This window comes from Vibrio sp. JCM 18905 (assembly GCF_055393305.1).
Window position 1 is genome coordinate 329,098 of the sequence record NZ_AP043879.1, and the last position, 19,613, is coordinate 348,710.

Annotated in this window: 18 protein-coding genes and 1 tRNA gene; 7 read left to right on the forward strand and 12 right to left on the reverse strand. The window is 45.1% G+C overall.

The annotated features are described in order from the left end of the window. Window positions 1–57 precede the first annotated feature (57 nt). The 3 genes from ACZ5ZC_RS09780 to ACZ5ZC_RS09790 all read right to left on the reverse strand — a co-directional run bounded on the left by ACZ5ZC_RS09780 (window position 58) and on the right by ACZ5ZC_RS09790 (window position 4,777). Window positions 58–2,010 (reverse strand): PTS mannitol transporter subunit IICBA, encoded by a 1,953-nt coding sequence (locus tag ACZ5ZC_RS09780; RefSeq protein ID WP_006742749.1) that lies wholly within the window; start codon window positions 2,008–2,010, stop codon window positions 58–60. Window positions 2,011–2,624: 614 nt separating this feature from the next. Then, window positions 2,625–4,373 carry a lysophospholipid acyltransferase family protein gene (locus ACZ5ZC_RS09785; protein WP_464931881.1) on the reverse strand — a complete coding sequence of 583 codons (1,749 nt, stop codon included), beginning with the start codon at window positions 4,371–4,373 and terminating at the stop codon, window positions 2,625–2,627. Window positions 4,374–4,510: 137 nt separating this feature from the next. Beyond that, window positions 4,511–4,777, reverse strand: coding sequence for a hypothetical protein (locus ACZ5ZC_RS09790; RefSeq protein WP_256949946.1), 267 nt, complete (start codon window positions 4,775–4,777; stop codon window positions 4,511–4,513). 163 nt (window positions 4,778–4,940) lie between these two features. On the opposite strand from ACZ5ZC_RS09790, the gene ACZ5ZC_RS09795 reads away from it, so the two are divergent. Further along, entirely contained in the window at window positions 4,941–5,660 is a 720-nt protein-coding gene (locus ACZ5ZC_RS09795) for an SIMPL domain-containing protein (RefSeq protein ID WP_006742751.1), read from the forward strand. Between the two features lie 53 nt (window positions 5,661–5,713). Here ACZ5ZC_RS09795 and ACZ5ZC_RS09800 read toward each other — a convergent pair whose 3' ends face one another. Further along, the gene (locus tag ACZ5ZC_RS09800) at window positions 5,714–6,763 is read right to left on the reverse strand and encodes a DUF4382 domain-containing protein (RefSeq protein ID WP_054867236.1); all 1,050 of its coding nucleotides are present in this window, start codon (window positions 6,761–6,763) and stop codon (window positions 5,714–5,716) included. 229 nt (window positions 6,764–6,992) lie between these two features. Between ACZ5ZC_RS09800 and ACZ5ZC_RS09805 the strand changes: the two genes are divergently transcribed. After that, the gene (locus ACZ5ZC_RS09805) at window positions 6,993–7,268 is read left to right on the forward strand and encodes a hypothetical protein (RefSeq protein WP_012841145.1); all 276 of its coding nucleotides are present in this window, start codon (window positions 6,993–6,995) and stop codon (window positions 7,266–7,268) included. A 93-nt stretch (window positions 7,269–7,361) separates the two neighbouring features. Here ACZ5ZC_RS09805 and ACZ5ZC_RS09810 read toward each other — a convergent pair whose 3' ends face one another. From ACZ5ZC_RS09810 to rpsU, 6 genes are all read right to left on the reverse strand, one after another. Then, window positions 7,362–8,165 (reverse strand): MetQ/NlpA family ABC transporter substrate-binding protein, encoded by an 804-nt coding sequence (locus tag ACZ5ZC_RS09810; protein ID WP_464931883.1) that lies wholly within the window; start codon window positions 8,163–8,165, stop codon window positions 7,362–7,364. Window positions 8,166–8,448: 283 nt separating this feature from the next. After that, window positions 8,449–8,524: transfer RNA gene (locus tag ACZ5ZC_RS09815), tRNA-Ile, on the reverse strand. A 155-nt stretch (window positions 8,525–8,679) separates the two neighbouring features. Then, on the reverse strand, window positions 8,680–10,542 hold the full coding sequence (gene rpoD, locus ACZ5ZC_RS09820; RefSeq protein ID WP_005395986.1) for an RNA polymerase sigma factor RpoD: 1,863 nt from the start codon (window positions 10,540–10,542) through the stop codon (window positions 8,680–8,682). A 99-nt stretch (window positions 10,543–10,641) separates the two neighbouring features. Continuing rightward, a complete protein-coding gene (dnaG, locus tag ACZ5ZC_RS09825) occupies window positions 10,642–12,408 on the reverse strand; it encodes a DNA primase (RefSeq protein ID WP_005379719.1) in 1,767 nt (588 codons plus the stop codon). Window positions 12,409–12,556: 148 nt separating this feature from the next. Further along, a complete protein-coding gene (locus tag ACZ5ZC_RS09830; RefSeq protein ID WP_005395984.1) occupies window positions 12,557–13,000 on the reverse strand; it encodes a GatB/YqeY domain-containing protein in 444 nt (147 codons plus the stop codon). 27 nt (window positions 13,001–13,027) lie between these two features. Beyond that, window positions 13,028–13,243: a 30S ribosomal protein S21 gene (gene rpsU / locus ACZ5ZC_RS09835; RefSeq protein ID WP_001145625.1), complete on the reverse strand. Its 216-nt coding sequence runs from the start codon at window positions 13,241–13,243 to the stop codon at window positions 13,028–13,030. A gap of 230 nt (window positions 13,244–13,473) precedes the next feature. On the opposite strand from rpsU, the gene tsaD reads away from it, so the two are divergent. Together tsaD and ACZ5ZC_RS09845 are read left to right on the forward strand one after the other, a co-directional pair. Further along, on the forward strand, window positions 13,474–14,490 hold the full coding sequence (gene tsaD / locus ACZ5ZC_RS09840) for a tRNA (adenosine(37)-N6)-threonylcarbamoyltransferase complex transferase subunit TsaD (RefSeq protein ID WP_054867238.1): 1,017 nt from the start codon (window positions 13,474–13,476) through the stop codon (window positions 14,488–14,490). 175 nt (window positions 14,491–14,665) lie between these two features. Further along, entirely contained in the window at window positions 14,666–15,481 is an 816-nt protein-coding gene (locus ACZ5ZC_RS09845; RefSeq protein WP_464931884.1) for an alpha/beta fold hydrolase, read from the forward strand. A gap of 34 nt (window positions 15,482–15,515) precedes the next feature. Here ACZ5ZC_RS09845 and plsY read toward each other — a convergent pair whose 3' ends face one another. After that, window positions 15,516–16,127, reverse strand: coding sequence for a glycerol-3-phosphate 1-O-acyltransferase PlsY (plsY, locus tag ACZ5ZC_RS09850; protein ID WP_005379857.1), 612 nt, complete (start codon window positions 16,125–16,127; stop codon window positions 15,516–15,518). 250 nt (window positions 16,128–16,377) lie between these two features. Here plsY and folB point away from each other — a divergent pair, with 250 nt between their 5' ends. The 3 genes from folB to ACZ5ZC_RS09865 are packed head-to-tail and all read left to right on the forward strand — an operon-like array spanning window position 16,378 to window position 18,035. Continuing rightward, window positions 16,378–16,737, forward strand: coding sequence for a bifunctional dihydroneopterin aldolase/7,8-dihydroneopterin epimerase (folB, locus tag ACZ5ZC_RS09855; RefSeq protein WP_005395977.1), 360 nt, complete (start codon window positions 16,378–16,380; stop codon window positions 16,735–16,737). Next, window positions 16,734–17,222: a 2-amino-4-hydroxy-6-hydroxymethyldihydropteridine diphosphokinase gene (gene folK / locus ACZ5ZC_RS09860; RefSeq protein ID WP_225461771.1), complete on the forward strand. Its 489-nt coding sequence runs from the start codon at window positions 16,734–16,736 to the stop codon at window positions 17,220–17,222. The genes folB and folK overlap by 4 nt, the downstream gene beginning before the upstream one ends. A gap of 9 nt (window positions 17,223–17,231) precedes the next feature. Continuing rightward, entirely contained in the window at window positions 17,232–18,035 is an 804-nt protein-coding gene (locus ACZ5ZC_RS09865) for an undecaprenyl-diphosphate phosphatase (RefSeq protein WP_054867240.1), read from the forward strand. Between the two features lie 228 nt (window positions 18,036–18,263). Here the strand turns inward: ACZ5ZC_RS09865 and ACZ5ZC_RS09870 are convergent, their stop codons facing one another. After that, window positions 18,264–19,484 (reverse strand): multifunctional CCA addition/repair protein, encoded by a 1,221-nt coding sequence (locus ACZ5ZC_RS09870; RefSeq protein ID WP_048626618.1) that lies wholly within the window; start codon window positions 19,482–19,484, stop codon window positions 18,264–18,266. Window positions 19,485–19,613 lie beyond the last annotated feature (129 nt).

The window sequence follows — 19,613 nt, forward strand, 5'->3', positions numbered from 1 at the left end:
ACCGCATAGGGGGTGACAGCTGACCTCATTTGCCTCAGGAGCAAATTAAAGGAGTAATTAAGCCGCTTGTTGACCGCCAAGGATGTTCAGAATCTCTTCCACATCGTTGGTGCTGGTTAGCTTCTCAATTGCTTCCGGCTCATCGAGCGCGTTCGTAATGGTGGTGATCACCTGGATGTGCTCATCGTTCTTAGCGGCAATGCCGATAACCAGTTTCGCGACATCGTCGTCATCTTCAGTAAATTGGATACCCGATGGGTATTGGCAGATTACAATGCCTGTTTTCTTCACGCGGTCTTTCGCTTCTACGGTGCCATGAGGAACCGCGATAGACTCGCCAAGGTAAGTTGGAACCAACGCTTCACGCTCAAACATCGCGTCTACGTATTCTGGTTCTGCGTAGCCAAGTTCAACCAATTTGTTGCCTGCAAAGCGAATGGCTTCTTCTTTGTTGGCTGCTTTCAAACCTAGGTGAATGTTCTCACGCTGGATTTGGAAAACCGATGGCTGCTGTGGCTCAAAGCAGTCGTCGTTCGCCGCCATGACTGACACTTTCACCATTTGGTCGTCATTGGCTGCGGATTGGTTTTGTGCTGCCAGTAACTTGGTGACTAGCTGGTTATACATTTCGCTGTCTAGGAAGTTCGTCAATGAAATGTGGTGTGCGTTTGGAGCATGCTTACGTGCACGATCCGTTAAGTCTTTATGAGTAATCACGATATCTGCACTCTCTGGTAAGCTGTTAATGGCAAGGTTGGTTACGTGAATGTTCAGACCTGCGTCTTGAACCTTTTTACGTAGCATGCTCGCGCCCATTGCGCTAGAGCCCATGCCCGCATCACAAGCGACAATAATGCTTTGTACTGTCGCTAGGTCTACGTCACCTTTGCTTTGGCTGTTTACCACCGCATCGTTTTTAGATGCAGATTTCATGTCTTTCATTTGTGATGTTGCTTTCTCTAGTGCTGCTTCATCACCGTCTTCTTCTGTTGACGTTTGTGTCTTCATTAGCAGTGCTGCTACGGCGAATGACACGCCTGTTGCCGCTGCGATAGACGCTAGAACACCAACGATTGAACCTTTCTGAGTCATCAACAAGATTGCAAAGATTGAACCTGGTGATGCTGGAGAAACGATACCTGCGTTAAACATAGTTAGAACGAATACGCCCGTCATACCACCTGCGATAGCCGCAAGGATTAGGCGAGGGTTCATTAGGATGTAAGGGAAGTAAATCTCGTGGATACCGCCGAAGAAGTGGATGATGGATGCACCACCTGCCGTTTGACGAGCCGTACCTTTACCAAACACCATGTAAGCCAGCAGGATACCTAGACCAGGACCTGGGTTTGCTTCGATTAGGAAGAAGATCGACTGACCTGTCTCAGACGCTTGCTGAATACCCAGTGGAGAGAAGATGCCGTGGTTGATCGCGTTGTTTAGGAATAGGATCTTCGCTGGCTCAACAAAAATAGAAGTCAGTGGCAGAAGGTGCGCTGAAACAAGGAAGTTTACGCCTGCTGCCAATGCGCCTGAAAGCACTTTGACAAATGGACCGATAAGGAAGAAAGCCAAAATGGCGCACAGCATACCAATGATGCCCGCAGAGAAGTTGTTCACCAACATCTCGAAGCCGCTTTTTACTTTACCGTCGATGTAGTTATCGAATTTTTTGATTGCCCAGCCACCCATTGGGCCAACCATCATTGCTCCCATAAACATTGGGATGTCGGTACCGACAATCACGCCCATAGTTGTGATTGCACCCACGACCGCGCCGCGATCGCCGCCCACTAATTTACCACCGGTGTAACCGATCAGTAGTGGCAGCAAGTAAGTGATCATAGGACCAACCATGGAAGCTAACGTCTCATTTGGTAGCCATCCGGTTGGGATAAATAGAGCAGTGATAAAGCCCCACGCGATAAACGCGCCGATGTTAGGCATTACCATGTTTGACAGAAAACGACCAAAATTTTGTATCTTGATCTTGGCATCTGGTGATATCATAACAATTCCCCGTTCGATGTTCTGATGAATATGTTGTCGTAAACGGTTCGCCAAAACCGCTTGTTTGATTGCTTAGTACTCAATCAATTTACCACACATTTTCCAATTGGAACTGACGACGGGTTTTTCGTGATCAACCCCCGCATTTCTTCGGATGAAAAGCATTTTTTAAGTGATGATGATCAATTAATTGATATGTAACTTAATAACAAAAAATGACTTTCAAATCTGTCAATAAGAATGTTAGTGATCAATTCGATCTTCTGACAAATATAAAATCAAAATTCATTGTGATTAAGATCACCTTTAATTTCTTTTTCAATTCAAATTAAATACTAGAAATGATCAATGTCACATTTTGTTTGATGTTAGGTTTGATTGAAAGTGTGAACTATGACCATTTTTGAGGTTTTGTGAAAGTTTATAACGTGAACGTTTGTGCGATGTTGGCGTTTTGTGGATTAAAGCTTGAGATGACTGGCCTTTTTGCTATGAGTTTAACTAAACACTTTGTTTTTAATGTCTTATGGGTAAATAACGCATCACGCTGCTCACGTTTTATTGTTTAGAGTGATTTTGAGCAGCGCGATATCTCCTACGTTTTTAGACGACGCTTAATTGTTCATAGCTAAATACTCGCGCGCGTTTTCGCTGCCCATATAACGTGCAAGCGTTTTCTCAGGTACATCGCGTAAATCCACCATAATCAATCCATCCAGTGCGTTGTTAAACGCCGGATCGACGTTAAAACACACCAACTTACCATTCAAACTCAAATATTGGCGTAGTAATACCGGAACGCCTTTGCCTTCGTCAATTCGAGCGATCACGCGAGATAGCAACTGTAAGTCTCCCAATGCGGTTAGCATGCTGGTATTCCAGTTTAAGTTGGTTTCTGGCAGTGGATTTGACGGAGTGACGTATTCGGCGCAGTCGTTGTCGTAGTGGTGTAGGGTCATTGATTGTGCCAGCAACTGACGCGCGGTATGGCTGTAATCGTTGCTGATGCTCACTGGGCCAAATAAGTGCGTGTATTCGCGATGTTGATGGACAAAAGTCGCTATGCCTTTCCAGAGTAAGAGTAGGGCACTCATGCTTTTTTGATATTGCTCGGCAATCACAGAACGACCCATTTCAATCGACTTGCCCATTTGATCGAGAAAGCGTTGGTCATAGTTGAACAAGGTGCGCGAATACAATCCTTCTACGCCATATTTCGCCAATAATTGATCAACTAATCCAAGACGGTAAGCACCTACCATGCATTGGTTCTCACGATCCCAAACAAATAGGTGCAGGTAATCATGATCGAAATGATCGATGTCTATCGCTTGTCCAGTCCCTTCGCCAACTTCACGGAAATTATGTTCTCGCAAGCGGCCAATTTCATGCAGGAGAGATGGGATCTGCTGCGCACTGGCGCAATATACGTCGAACTCGCCACTTTGAAGCAATTGGGTTTCTGTCGGTAAGCTGTGCAGCTCTTCAAGCAATTGGCCTATGGGTAACCCTGCCGCAATAGGTAAGAGATCATTGTCTGAGACCGTTTTCTGAGTGGCACTTACATCGCGGTTAAGCAGATAGGTGTTGAGCCTTAGATAATTGACGATCTGATCATCATTGAGGTTATTGAGTTCTTTAAACTTGATTGCTTGCCCAAAGGACAACTCAATGGTTTTTGCGCTCTTGTTGAGCAGCTCTCTTCCTAACATCAAGGTGCGTAAAAGAGGGTGGATTTTACCTGCCATGTAGAAGCGTTTTGAGTTCTGCCCACGAATGAAGACGGGAACAGTGGCGACTTTGTTCTTACGAATTAACGCACTGACACTGCGGCTCCATTCTTTGTCTTCTAAACGCTGTTGTTTGGCATCCACCAACTGCGACACTTCACCCGCAGGGAAAACCAATAACAAGCCGCCATTCGCAAGGTGTTTGTTGGCTGCTCTGAGGGCCTTCATGTTCGATTTGACGGCGTCTTTGCCTTCGAATACGTCGACACCAATAAAAAGTTGGTCGAGCTCTGGTACGGTTTTTAGGTACTGATTCGCTAAAATTTGGATGTCGTCTCGTATCATCAATAGTAGCTCGGCGAGAATCACGCCTTCAACACAACCGAGAGGGTGATTCGCCACAATGACGGTTGCGCCTTGCTTTGGCACTGCGTCGAGCGAACCATGGGCAATGCGATAGTCGATCCCCAAAATATCCAGCGTAAATCGCAAGAAAGTTTTGGTATCCGCATTCACGGGGCGTTGGGCGTAGAATTTATCGAGCTGACTTAAACCCGTTGCCCATTCTGCAACGTTTTCACCAATGCCGAACGGCGTTTTACGAGGGAGACGAAAAGGGGTTGAACTATCCATATTTACCTCAGCGTACAAGTGGCTGATCGGATAGTAGAAATTACAGATGACAGTTCAGAGGCAAATCCATGAGCCTTTGGTGACAAACTGGTGAAGCTTTGTTGACTAAAGGCGAAGGGGATAGGACAGCTTTAGCGTTACGTTTTGTCGCCAGCAAACATCAGGATACTCAGAGAGTTGAGCGTTTCATCGAGACTTTCTAGTGAGCTCAAGACCTGTTTGGTCGGCTCATTGTCTAGCAGAATACGACCATCAAAGCGTTTCCCTTCGCATTGATCTTCATCGCACATACCCGCTTGGGGTTCTTGTGTTGAGTTGTCATCCATTACTAAGTCGTCAGTACTCAAACAAGCCGTTGAGACAAATAATCCGCTCAGAACTACCAGCCATTTTATTTTCAACATAATCTTAAAACTCACAATAAAACACCGTTCAATTGTAATTTATTCTATTCACCATTTCGAACGATATGACAAAAACTTGGCTTTAGGTCGCCATTTTCTGGCCATAGTTGAGCTATGTTATCGATACGACGAATTGTTACTTTTGGCGAAATTAGGAGGATGAATGGAGAAGATTTCCAATAGAGCGTCAATATGGCTCGGGCTGTGTCTGATAATTGGTTTAGGAGTATTGGGCTTTTTTATTCAGCAAACAGCAGTCAAATACAAAGCCTATGAGCGAGTGGTAACGGTGAAGGGATTGTCTGAACGAGAGTACTCTGCCGATACAGTGATCTGGCCAATTCAGTTCACCTTAGCGAGTAATGATATGGGGGCTATGTTTGATGACATCGATCAGCAAACGCGTTTGATTCTGGATTTCTTAAGTGCCAAAGGGCTCCCTGAAACGAGCGTTTCCCTTTCTTCTCCTGCTGTCATTGACCGAAAAGCACAGCAATACGGGAGTGAGCAAGATATCGAGTTTCGTTATTTAGCCTCGCGGACCGTTACGGTTTATAGTCAAAGTGTCGATGTGGTTCGAGCGGCAATTAATGAGATTGGTGAGCTAGGAAAACAAGGTGTACTGCTGAATCAGGACCCGTACGCGAACCGCATTGAGTACAGCTTTACTAAGCTAAATGATGTAAAGCCAGACATGATCGAAGAGGCGACCAAAAACGCCCGCGAAGTGGCGCAAAAGTTTGCGAAAGACTCACAGAGTTCACTGGGTAAGATCAAACGTGCCACGCAAGGGCAGTTCTCGATTTATGACCGAGATAGCAACACGCCTTACATTAAGAAAGTACGAGTGGTCTCAACCGTTCAGTATTACTTATCGGATTAAAATAATAGTCAAAAAGCCGCTCATCGTGTGAGCGGCTTTCGATAAGACGAGAGCTATAGGATAGGATTAATATCTTGTTCTGTATGCTCACCTTCGACCACATCAACAGGTGTGTAATGTTGATAAATCAGGAAGCCATCTTCTGATGTTTCATGGTTATCTGGTGTGTCAACATACGCGGTACAGGTGTACCCAATACTGTAGGTGCCTGGGCCAATGTAACCAAACTCGTAGCTGTAGGTTGTATTACCTTCTTCGTCTTGCGATTCATTCACGTTAGCTACTGCAACTGGCGCTTGGAGTGGTTCCATCGCGCCCATATCGCCCATGGTTGAGCGATCCATCGAACCTGCGTAAAGATAGACTGAGTGAACGGCAGGAACGTCATTTATTGCATTTGATGCTGCACTGTCTGCTTCACACGCTTGATACTGAATTTCACTGACTTCACCACCGATATGACCTGATTCTGATGCGTTTACTAAGCTTACCGCATTAGAGTTCATGTTCATGTAATCTTTGCCCGTTGGATCTGCCAGACCTTTACGCAAATCAAACTCGACAACATAGCTATTATGACCAGTATGAACTTTTACATACTGACCTTTTTGCGAAAACTTCAAGCGACCTTGATCGCTCGTATCTGGTTTAAAACCAAAACAGCTGCCTCGGCTAGGCACAACTAAGCCTTTGATGTTGCCGTCTGTCTTCTCTACGTATGACAGCGTTGTATCGTTTAATTGTTTGCCGTCTTGAGCGTACACACACATAGCATAATCACCAGGAGCGATGTCTTGCTCGCTAATGATCGTTTTAGCGTTACTTCCCTGATATTCCATTAGATCAACTTGGTGTAGTGCTCCATTGTCACTAACATCTAACAGAATATGTTCTCCAGTCTGTTCGCCAGTTTCTGGGTCAAATGGTACAAGGACAACATCTTTAAACGCTAAGACGACTTTGTTGGCATCGTCGACAGGCGCATCGGAAACGCTGAGAGAAAAAGTGGCTGCTTCTGTATCGGATGAAGAGTCGTCGCTACCACAGCCCGTCAATAAAAGACCGCCTGAGATGGCAAGTAAAGGGTAGGTATATTTTTTCATTATGATCTCTTGTTTACACTGCTGATAAATGTGAAAGGCTAGTCTCAAAGTCGAGAAGTGATGTCATTGTATTGTGATAGAGAGGTCAATCTTCAATGGCGTTATATACAAGTCCTTTTTTATAAAACTAAGTTCTTAACTGTGATGAGGGGAGTTTGATAATAGTCAAGCTGGCTTGTTTCTTATGAGCGTAAGTTAGTATGACTTACTGCTAGAAGGAATTAGTATCATGGCATACAAGCACTTTATTAGAGAACTACTGGGTTTAGCGATTGTTGTCTCTGTCGTCTTTGGCGTTTTAGGTGTGATGTTAGAGCTCTTTGCACTGACGGCACTCTGGGAGCATCAGCAAGCGATAGCCGATGTATTCTTCCATGAATCTCTCTACTTTGTCGTATTTTTAATCCCACCATACTTCCTCTGGAAGTTGATTAACCGCCCTGAATTGGTTTCTGCGGACCAAGCTTATTTGGCAATGAAATTAGAGGCTGAAAGTCGACAATAAGCCGATTGAGTGAGGAGTGAAAAGAAGAGGCTATGAGAAACATCAGCCTCTTTCCTATCTGATTAGTGAGCAAAGTATTCGTTGCTTTATTGATTAAAAAGCTGCTTCTATTGTGCCTTTGAACGTACGATCGAGATAATCACGAATTGCTTGAGATTGGTAAATAGAAACGAACTTTTTATACGCTTCATTATTTTTGTCTGCGTCACGAGTAGCGATGACCATGACTGCTAGTGGGGCGTCTTTTGCTTCAAGATAGATACTTTGTTTCTTCGGATCTAAACCAGAAGACATTACGTAGTTCATTGTAATCGCAGCCGCGTCTACATCATCCAATGTTCGTGGTAACTGGGCGGCATCTACCTCGACAAATTCAAACGACTTTGCATTTTTTGTAATATCAGTTAGGGCTGCTTTGTGGCCAACACCTTGTTTAAGCTCAATTAAACCTGCATCGGCGAGTAGCAATAGACCACGACCACCATTAGTTGGATCGTTTGGAATTGCTATGCGTGCATTGTTTGGAAGCTCTTGTAATGAGCGATACTTGTTAGAATAAAGCCCCATGCGCATCAGAATGGATTGACCAATCGTCACTAATTGGGCGTCATGACTATTGTTGAAGTTGTCTAAAAATGGTTGGTGCTGATAGCTGTTAATGTCGATGCTACCATCACTAAGCGCGGCATTGGGTGTCACGTAATCAGAAAACTCGATGACTTCTACATTCAAGCCTTGCTTCGCAGCTTCCTTCGCTACTGCTTCAACTACTTGAGCATGAGGCCCTACGGTTGCTCCCACTTTAATGACAGAGTTATCTTTTTCTCCACAAGCACTTAAGCCAACTACTGCCGTGAGAACCAAAGCTAGTTTCTTTAGGTGACGAATACTTTTCATTGTAACTCCATTTTTGTTTTAGACGTCCATACGTTTACATGTCCATCCTATCAGAAGTCGAAAAAGGGTCAATGGTTTAAATAGCGAGTAGACATTTTGTTTCTACGACTATATAGAAAGATTGGTAATAAGCGAAAAGAAAGAGAGGGTAGAATCGAGGAAGATGATAAGTTTGAAGTTGTTGAGGATATGAGCAACGAATTACTACACCCACAACTGTACCCAAAGTCAGCAGACACAAAAAAGGCGTAGTAGGTACTAACCTGCTACGCCTTTCGAAATTTGGTGGCCCCTCGCAGACTTGAACTGCGGACCAATCGATTATGAGTCGACTGCTCTAACCACTGAGCTAAGGGGCCTTAATAGGACAACGATTATAGGGGAAGCGTTGCAAGGTGTCTAGATACCAACTAGGGCAATTGCGCTTAGTTTTTATCCACTTAGCACAGTAGATAATAAAAAAGGTGACCTAAAGTCACCTTTTTTGATTTCTAAAAGCTTGTATGCGCTGCGATTATTCGTCTAGGAAGCTGCGCAGAGTCTCTGAGCGGCTTGGGTGACGAAGTTTACGTAGTGCTTTTGCTTCGATCTGACGGATACGCTCACGAGTAACGTCGAACTGCTTACCAACTTCTTCTAGAGTATGGTCAGTGTTCATGTCAATACCAAAGCGCATACGAAGTACTTTCGCTTCACGTGGCGTTAGACCTGCAAGCACGTCTTTCGTTGCCACTTTAAGGCTAGTTGCTGTTGCAGAATCTAGCGGAAGTTCTAGCGTTGTATCTTCGATAAAATCACCTAGATGCGAATCTTCGTCGTCACCGATTGGTGTCTCCATTGAGATAGGTTCTTTAGCGATTTTCAGAACTTTGCGAATCTTGTCTTCTGGCATCTGCATGCGCTCAGCCAGTTCTTCCGGTAATGGCTCACGACCCATCTCTTGCAGCATTTGACGAGAGATACGGTTTAGCTTGTTGATCGTTTCGATCATGTGTACCGGAATACGAATCGTACGAGCTTGGTCTGCGATTGAACGAGTGATTGCCTGACGGATCCACCACGTTGCGTAAGTCGAGAACTTGTAACCACGACGGTATTCGAACTTATCTACCGCTTTCATCAGACCGATGTTACCTTCCTGGATAAGATCCAAGAACTGTAGGCCACGGTTGGTGTATTTCTTCGCGATAGAAATTACAAGACGCAAGTTCGCTTCAACCATCTCTTTTTTCGCACGGCGAGCTTTTGCTTCACCGATAGACATACGACGGCTGATGTCTTTAATGTTCTGTACGTTTAGAGAAGTCTCTTCTTCAATCATTTTTAGCTTAGCGATTGAACGACGGATTTCTTCTTCGTTACGTTTGATCTTTTCAGCGTATGGCTTGTCTGAAGCAAGAACTTCATCCAACCAAGCTTCACTTGATTCATTACCAGTGAACAGCGCGATGAATGATTTCTTCGGCATTTTGCCGTATTCAACCACAGACTTCATGATCAGGCGTTCTTGAGTACGAACGCGATCCATAGCAGTACGCAGCTCATTCACTAGGTGATCAAACTGTTTAGGCGTTAGACGAAACTCGCGGAATACGTCTAGCATCATTTCATTAGCAACGGTTGCTTTCGGGCTGTTATAGCCGTACTCGTTGATTGCTAATTGAAGATTTTGATAGGTGCTGCGTAGTTGGTTGAATTTCTCTAGCGCTAACTCTGGATCGATACCTACATCTTCTTCAGAATCATCTGAATCGTCATCGCTATCTTCGTCGTCATCAACGTCTTCATCGTCTTCTTCTTCTAACTGAGATTCAGTCAGTTCAGAACCGATGTGTGTTGCCGTTGGTGCAGCGGTGTCGTCAGCATCTGGGTCTACAAAACCTGAAATAAGGTCAGTAAGACGTAGTTCTTCAGCTTGAACTTTGTCAAATTGCTCAAGAATGTACGGAATCGTACCTGGGTATTCAGCAACAGACGATTGAACTTGGTTAATACCTTCTTCAATACGTTTTGCGATGTCGATTTCGCCTTCGCGAGTTAGAAGTTCGACAGTACCCATTTCACGCATGTACATACGTACTGGGTCTGTGGTACGACCAATCTCACTCTCTACGCTAGACAGTGCAGCGGCTGCAGCTTCGGCTGCATCTTCATCGGTAATATTTGTGTCATCGTTCAGTGCTAAATCATCAGCATCAGGAGCAGTTTCTACTACCTTAATGCCCATGTCGTTGATCATCTGAATGATGTCTTCTACCTGTTCTGAATCTACGATTTCAGCAGGTAGGTGGTCATTTACTTCGGCGTAGGTCAGATAGCCTTGTTCCTTGCCTTTAATAACAAGTGACTTTAGCTGTGACTGCGGATTGTGATCCATAGACGGTATCCAACTTCGTAATCTGGTGAAGGAATCAGTATGCGAAATGCAAACCACTTACTATAACAAATTAAATCGTTGCTGACTAATTAAACAGGGTTACGCTTTTAAATCTAGCATAAGTGCTAGCAGCTCCCTTTTCTCTTCGGCTGATAAACCGACACTTCTTGCTTTGGCCTGCAGGTTTTCAATTTGTTTTTCTACGCACTGGGCAATAATTTTATCCAGTGAGTCTAAAAATATTTCTTCTTGGTTGTCCTCATCGAGTGGAATGTCCCAACTCGCGAGACGAGACAGAAGGGTCTCATTTTGGCTGTTTCGCCAATGCTCTAATAATTGGCCTGTGTTGATATGGGGATGCGCTTGGCATTTATCAAGTACATCAACAAATAAACTTAGACCAGGAATGGGTAAATCTCTAACGCTAGTTAGATCTGGCACCATACTTACGTATTGTGGGTTTTGAATCAGTAACGCGATCACTTCTCGCATCGGCGTTCGCTTGATTTCTTTATGAGGTTGAGGCCTTTTATCCTCTTTACCTTGTTTTGAAATTAGCTGCTGTAGTTGGCGTTCATCAACCAAACCCAAACGGCGGCCAAGCAGTTCTCTCAAGTATAGTCTTAAAGTGCCGCCAGGGACTTTGTCGATGAGAGGAACAGCAAGGGTACTCAGCTTTGCCATGCCTTCTTTCGTGCTCATATCGACTTGCTGAGTCAATGAGCTGAACATGAATTCAGACAAAGGCATCGCATTAGACACTTGTTGTTCAAATGCTTGCTTTCCGTTTTGTCGGATATAAGAGTCGGGATCTTCTCCATCCGGCAAAAACATGAATTTTAACTGGCGACCATCAGTTAGGTAAGGCAATGCATTTTCCATGGCACGCCACGCTGCTTCACGGCCTGCGCGGTCACCGTCGTAACAACATACGACGGTGCTTGTTTGCCTGAATAACACTTGCAAGTGATCGCCCGTTGTAGAGGTACCCAATGAGGCAACGGAATAATCTACGCCATATTGAGCAAGCGCGACAACATCCATATAGCCTTCAACCACTAAAATTTGTGGTGGCTCACGGTACGCTTGTAGTACTTCATAAAGGCCATACAACTCTTTACCTTTATGAAATATCGGGGTTTCGGGTGAGTTGAGATATTTCGGTGTCCCATCACCTAATACTCGACCACCAAAGCCTATCACTCGGCCGCGTCTGTCTCGAATAGGAAACATCACTCGACCACGGAATCGGTCGTAGCGGTTGCCTTTGTCGTTTTCGATCAACATGCCGCCTGTGACGAGCATGTCTTGGTTTTCTTTATTCTGGCCAAAGTTCTTACGAACTAAATCCCATTCATCAGCCACATAGCCGATGCCAAATTTCTGGACGATTTCACCAGACAGGCCGCGATCTTTTAGATACTCAATCGCCACTTTACTTGCTGGCTGCTTGAGTTGGTTACGATAAAATTGAGCAATGCTGCCCATTAAGTCGTATAGATTACGTTTTTCACTGCTGCTTGCTTGTGGGCCTGACTGGAACGAACCATTACCGCCGCTACGTTGTTCGCGAGGAACATCTAAGCCCAAGTATGAAGCGAGTTCTTCAATGGCTTCGACGAATTCTAGCCGGTCGAATTCCATCAAGAAGTCGATGGCATTTCCGTGCGCACCACAACCAAAACAATGGTAGAACTGCTTTTCTTGACTGACGCTGAATGACGGCGTCTTTTCGTTGTGGAACGGGCAGCATGCGCCGTAGTTTTTGCCTTTTTTCTTAAGTTTCACACGTGCGTCGATGATATCGACAATATCAAGTCGAGCTAGAAGGTCATCGATAAAACTGCGAGGGATGTGTCCAGCCATAAAACCTAACAAAAAAGAAGATGATGAGTGGAGTGAATGCTTTAAAAGAATAAGCGTGTTGCTCACTTATTTCATTCCATTCATCCAGATACAAACAAGCCGTGCGTTCCAAAGGATAGCACGGCTTGCTGCAATTGGGTGGGGTATCTTAAGCCAGTTTAGCGCGAACTAAACCGCTTACTTTACCCATATCTGCGCGCCCTTGAATTTGCGGTTTCAGAACGCCCATTACTTTGCCCATGTCTTGCATGCCAGCTGCACCAGATTCAGCAATCGCGTTCTCGATAAGAGCCGCTACTTCTTCGTCTGTCAGTGGTTGAGGCATAAAGTCCTCAAGAACGGTAATTTCTGCTTGTTCCGCATCAGCAAGATCTTGACGACCCGCTGCTTCATACTGCGCTACAGAATCGCGACGTTGTTTAACCATTTTGGTCAATACTGCAAGAATGTCGTCATCGTTCAGAGTGATCTGCTCGTCAACTTCACGTTGCTTGATTGCTGATAGGGCTAAACGAATAGTACCAAGGCGCAATTTGTCCTTGGCTTTCATCGCTAATTTTTGCTCTTCTTTGAGTTGATCAATCAGAGCCATAACTAAATTCCTTTTGGAGCTCAGTTATTAGTACAGGCGAACGCGACGAGCGTTTTCGCGAGCTAGCTTCTTAGCGTGACGCTTTTGAGCTGCTGCTTTAGCGCGTTTGCGAACTGTAGTTGGTTTTTCGTAGTGCTCACGACGACGCACTTCAGAAAGGATACCTGCTTTTTCGCAAGAGCGCTTGAAACGACGTAGAGCAACGTCGAACGGTTCGTTTTCACGTACTTTAACTACTGGCATATGCCTTTCACCTCAGGGGTTATTCGTTAACGCTGGCATTCAACAGACCAAATCACAATTGTTTGGTCTCTTACCAGCTTGATCAAAAATGGTGCGGAATTTTAATCCGATCACAACTACTTTGTAAAGCCTTTTGTCGATTATTGTCTGTACAAAATTTGTTTGCAGCACCAAGGCGAGGTAATATGACGCCCAAATTTCCTCTATACAGAAAGCATACTGAGAAAACCATGCGCATTATCGGTATTGAAACCTCTTGTGACGAGACTGGCATCGCGATTTATGACGATGAAAAAGGTCTGCTGTCACACAAGCTTTACAGCCAAGTAAAACTGCACGCAGATTACGGTGGTGTGGTGCCTGAGTTGGCTTCACGTGACCATGTAAAGAAAACCATTCCTCTTATTAAAGAGGCACTAAAAGAAGCGAACTTAACTTCGAAAGACATTGATGGTGTCGCGTACACCGCGGGGCCGGGTCTCGTTGGTGCACTATTAGTGGGCGCTACTATTGGTCGCAGTATTGCTTATGCTTGGGGAGTGCCAGCGGTACCTGTTCATCATATGGAAGGTCACCTGTTGGCTCCAATGCTGGAAGATAACCCACCGCCATTCCCGTTTGTGGCAGTGTTGGTGTCGGGTGGTCACTCGATGATGGTCGAAGTGAGAGGCATCGGTGAGTACAAAATTTTGGGTGAGTCAATTGATGATGCGGCGGGCGAAGCGTTTGATAAAACAGCGAAGCTAATGGGTTTGGATTACCCAGGCGGCCCGCTGTTGTCTAAACTGGCAGAAAAAGGCACGCCGGGTCGTTTTAAGTTCCCGCGCCCAATGACTGATCGCCCTGGCTTGGATATGAGTTTCTCTGGCCTGAAAACCTTTACAGCAAATACGATTGCTGCGAATGGCGATGACGAGCAAACTCGCGCAGACATCGCTCTGGCATTTGAAGAAGCCGTGTGTGCAACATTGGCGATTAAATGTAAACGCGCGCTTGAGCAAACAGGTATGAAGCGTATTGTTATTGCTGGTGGTGTAAGTGCTAACCGTCGTTTACGTGCAGAGTTAGAGAAGCTAGCGAAGAAAGTTGGCGGTGAGGTTTACTACCCACGAACTGAGTTCTGTACGGATAATGGTGCGATGATCGCTTACGCTGGTATGCAGCGTTTGAAGAATGGCGAAGTGGCCGATATGTCGGTAGCGGCTCGCCCACGTTGGCCGATTGACCAACTGACACCTGTCGCTTAATCAAACTTATGCGGTAGGTTTGAAATAGATTCACTACGATAAAGGTCTCTGCTCATCAGAGGCCTTTATTTTTAGCTATTCAATGAAAAGCTTCGTTTACACTCTGACTGATGCGAGCAGTTCGGTATTGTTTCAGTGATAGGATAGTGCGGAAGAATAAGAAATGGATATAACAATGAATAAGTTTGAAATTGAAGGTCAGCAACTTGCTTACCTTGATAAAGGTGATGGTCCAGTATTACTGTTTGGTCACAGTTATTTGTGGGATAGCCAAATGTGGGCGCCACAAATTGAAGTTTTAAGCCAGTCATATCGTTGTATTGTGCCAGATTTGTGGGCACATGGTGAGTCAGAAGCGGCCCCTGCATCGACAGAGTCATTAGTTGATTATGCACAACATATGTTGGCGTTGATGGATCATTTGGATATTGAAGAGTTTTCTGTGGTGGGCTTATCTGTTGGCGGCATGTGGGGAGCGGAACTGACGGCTCAAGCACCGCAACGTGTGAAATCACTGGTATTGATGGATACCTTCATTGGTTGGGAGCCAGAAGTTACATATAAGAAGTATTTTTCAATGCTTGATACTATCAGCCAAGTCCAAGCGGTGCCTGCGCCAATTATTGAAGCTGTCGTGCCATTGTTTTTTGCTAATAACGCTGAGCAGGTGAATCCTGAGTTGGTCGCTGCATTCAAACGCAGTTTAGAAAGCCTGAGTGGTGAGCGTGCGGTTGAAGTGGCTCGCATTGGTCGCATGGTGTTTGGTCGCCGTGATGTTATTGAAGATTCGGAAAAATTCGCTCTGCCGACGTTAATTGCGGTGGGCTGTGAAGATAAGCCTCGCCCGGTTTTCGAATCGTATTTAATGAAAGACTGTATCACGGGCAGTGAGTTGGTGGAGATTCCTCAAGCTGGACACATCAGTTGTTTAGAACAGCCGGAATTCGTCAACCAAATGTTGTTGAACTTCCTGAATCGAGTTCATGCATAACCAATGCATCCCTCTTTAAACGAAAAACTCGGCATTAAGCCGAGTTTTTTTGTGTCAGTTTCTTCTCGCCGATTTTTGGCTCGTCGCCAGACAAAAGCCGCCGAATATTTTGATGATGCTTAAATACGATTAAGCAACACAGCATAGCAACAGGTAACGTGTATTGCGGTTTAAACATCCAAGTATAAAACGGAGTGACCAAAACCGTGACGAGAGCCGCTAAGGATGAATAGCGGAATAGCGCGGCTACTGACAGCCAAGTTAACATCACTAATCCTGTTAAGTCCAAACCAATCGGAGCGATAGCGCCAAGCGCTGTTGCGACACCTTTTCCGCCTTTAAAGTGGAAAAAGATGGGGTACATGTGGCCAAGACAGGCAGCAATGGCGATGACGCCAAGAATGATAGGGTCGATACCAAGAAAGTATCCGCCCCATACGGGGATGGTGCCTTTGAGCATATCGCACAACAAGACTGAAACAGCGGCTCCTCGTCCGCCAATACGCAATACGTTCGTTGCTCCAGGGTTGTTGGAGCCTACACTGCGTGGATCTGGCAGTTTTAAGAGTCGACAGATCAAAACCGCACTGGAAACCGAACCCAGTAAATAGGCGGCCATTGTCATTATCAGTGCCAGTGCGTCCATAGAAGTCCTTGATGGATTGGAATTTAATGCTCGGTTCCCGCGTAGTTGCTATCATACCTCGAATTCACATAATGCAGAAATCCTCACTGTGATAGAGCTTGCATTATGTGATTTCTTGTATATAAAGATGCTTTCGCAGTTTATACCTAAGTAACATTGTGATGACCCAAGTAAATGTTACTTAGGTATAGAATACTACGATCAAATTACCCCTCACGGGTATCCGACCTCTGTAATAGAAGGACATAAGATGGCTCTGGATAAAGTTTTTATTGAACAATTAGAAGTAATCACCACGATTGGCGTGTACGACTGGGAACAACAAATTAAACAAAAGTTGGTTCTGGATATCGAAATGGCGCACGACAATAAGCCTGCGGGTAAAAGTGATGATGTGCAAGATGCGTTGGATTACTCGCAAGTGAGCGAGGCGGTACTGAGCCATATTGAAAATGGTCGTTTTCTGTTGGTTGAGCGCGTAGCCGAAGAAGTGGCAGAGCTTATCATGCAGCGTTTCTCTGTGCCTTGGGTGAAAATCCGTTTAGCAAAACCTGGTGCAGTGCCACAAGCACGTGCTGTTGGTGTCGTGATTGAGCGAGGTCAAGCATGATCACCACCTATATCGGTGTTGGTACGAATGTAGAAAGAGAGCAACATGCGCTCGCTGCGTATCAGGAGCTGCTACAGCTTGGAGAAAGTCTCCTCGTATCGCCGGTATATGAATGTGAACCTATTGGCTTTAGCAGCCAGAACTTCTACAACTTTGTCGTTGCAATGCGTACCGAGTTGTCATTAGAAGAGTTGAGTCATCAGCTACGTGAGATTGAATTTAAGTGGGGACGCGAAGAAAATGCGCAAAAGTATCAGGATCGAACACTGGATCTCGATATAGTGTTGTTCGGTGAATGTGTCTCCAAGAAAAAACCTGAGCTACCTCGCAGTGATATCTACAAATATCCTTTTGTCACAAAGCCTCTGTATGATCTCGAACCTCAATTAGTGATCCCAGGCGATGGACGCACAGTCGCAGATATTTGGCATGCAATGCAGCCAGTCGATTCACTCAAACTTGTTTCTTTTTCATTTTTAATTTGAGTTGTTTACATGAGTTATTTTGAAGCCTTTATTCTGGCTCTGATTCAGGGTCTGACAGAGTTTTTGCCTATTTCGAGCTCTGCCCATTTGATCCTGCCCTCCGCCATTTTGGGATGGGAAGACCAAGGTCTAGCTTTTGATGTTGCTGTTCACGTCGGTACATTAATGGCGGTAGTGATCTATTTTCGCCATGAAGTGATCACTCTGTTCCTGGCATTATTTGCTTCGATCTTTAAAGGAGATAGGAGTAAAGAAGCAAAACTTGCTTGGATGATCGTGATCGCCACGATTCCAGCTTGTGTGTTTGGCTTGTTGATGAAAGACATCATTGAAGTGTATCTACGTAGCGCTTATGTCATCGCGACCACAACGATCGTATTTGGTTTGTTGCTTTGGTGGGTAGACAAAAACGCTAAGTTGGTTGCGGATGAATACCAAACGGGTTGGAAGAAAGCTGTATTTATCGGTATTGCTCAAGCCTTAGCGATGATTCCTGGAACGTCGCGTTCAGGGGCGACCATTACGGCTGCACTTTACCTCGGCTTTACTCGAGAAGCGGCTGCGCGCTTTTCATTTTTAATGTCGATCCCGATCATTACATTAGCTGGTAGCTATTTAGGCATGAAGCTAGTGACCAGTGGTGAACCTGTCCATATTGGCTTCTTGCTGACTGGTATCATCACATCGTTTATCAGTGCATATATTTGTATCCACTTTTTCTTAAAGATGATTTCACGAATGGGCATGACACCGTTCGTGATTTACCGTCTGATTCTAGGTTTCGGCTTGTTTGCGTTCTTGCTTAGCGCCTGATAACACGACGGATTGGCAGCTTGCTTAACCGCAAGCTGCATACCTAAACCACAACGTCATTCTGAACAGCGACGAAGGAGCGAGATTCAGAATCTTCTCTCAGAGTTTCTTGTAGCGTTGGCCATTTCTAAAACTTCCCTGCGTGCTGATGTTAGATTCCTAGTCTCGCTAAGGCTCGCTGGAATGACCTGGCATGAATACAATTCGGTTAATTAATCTGAGCTCAGATCATTTATTCAAAGCGACTCTTACCGCTTCAATCCGTCTCTTTTCTTGTTCATCACGTATTGCCGGGCCTTTAAATCCATCCTTAATGATGCTCTGAACATCTACGGCGGCTGCGGCTTGATAAGCGTGGGTAAAAATCTCAGCTTGAGGATAAGGCTTCTCTTCTAACCCTTTTCGACCTGCATGGTCAGCCTGACAGCATATTAAAATATCTTCTAAGCGCTCAGCTTTGCGCCACACATCGAATTTGTTGAGTATTTTTATGATGGTTTGCGGCTTTAACTCGGCCGCACGATGGATATTGGAGTGCTGTTCGCACACCATCAAGGCTAAATCACGAAACTCATTCGGTACACGGACACGCTCGCACAGCTTTTTGATCAGTTTTAATCCTGTATGACAATGCATTCTGTGGCTTGGCCATTCGCTCTCTGGCGTCACCCCTTTGCCCAAGTCATGCACTTGAGCGGCAAATCTGACGGGGAGTGAGTCACTCAATCTTGCGGCTTGCTCTGCCACCATCAAAGTATGGATGCCTGTATCGATTTCTGGATGCCATTTTGCTGGTTGAGGCACGCCAAATAGTGCATCAATTTCAGGTAAAACAACGGCCAATGCACCACAATCTCTTAGAACCGATAAGAAGATATCAGGGCGAGGGGTGGAGAGGGACTTATGCCATTCTTGCCAAACACGCTCGGGAGTCAGTGTGCTCAGCTCCCCAGATTCTGCCATGTGGCGCATTAACTGCATGGTTTCGTCGGCAACCGTAAAGTCTAGATCAGCCAGCTTGGCAGCAAAGCGAGCGACACGTAAAACGCGTAGAGGATCTTCGACAAAGGCGTCTGAGACATGGCGTAGTAGTTTATTATTGAGATCTTTCTGGCCGCCGTAAGGATCATGGAGCTTACCTGCATCATCCATTGCCATTGCATTAATGGTTAAATCACGACGAATTAAATCTTCTTCTAAGGTGACACTTTGATCAAAGAAACACTCAAAGCCAGTGTAACCAGAGCCTGATTTTCTTTCTGTTCGCGCAAGTGCATGTTCTTCTTTACTTTTTGGGTGCAAAAATACAGGAAAGTCTTTACCAACGGCGGTGTACCCTTGGGACAGCATCATCTCGGGAGTCGCACCTACGACCACCCAGTCGTTGTCATAACTATCAATTCCGAGCAATTTATCTCGAACTGCGCCACCTACTAAATAAACTTGCACGAATTACCTCTTAATTTATTGATATGCCGTTGGACATTGTAGCAAGCAATGGTACTTTTCTTTACTCCCGAGAGTAGATGCAGCTATGTTTATATTATATCTGACTATTCCCTGGTGGTTTTTTAGCTG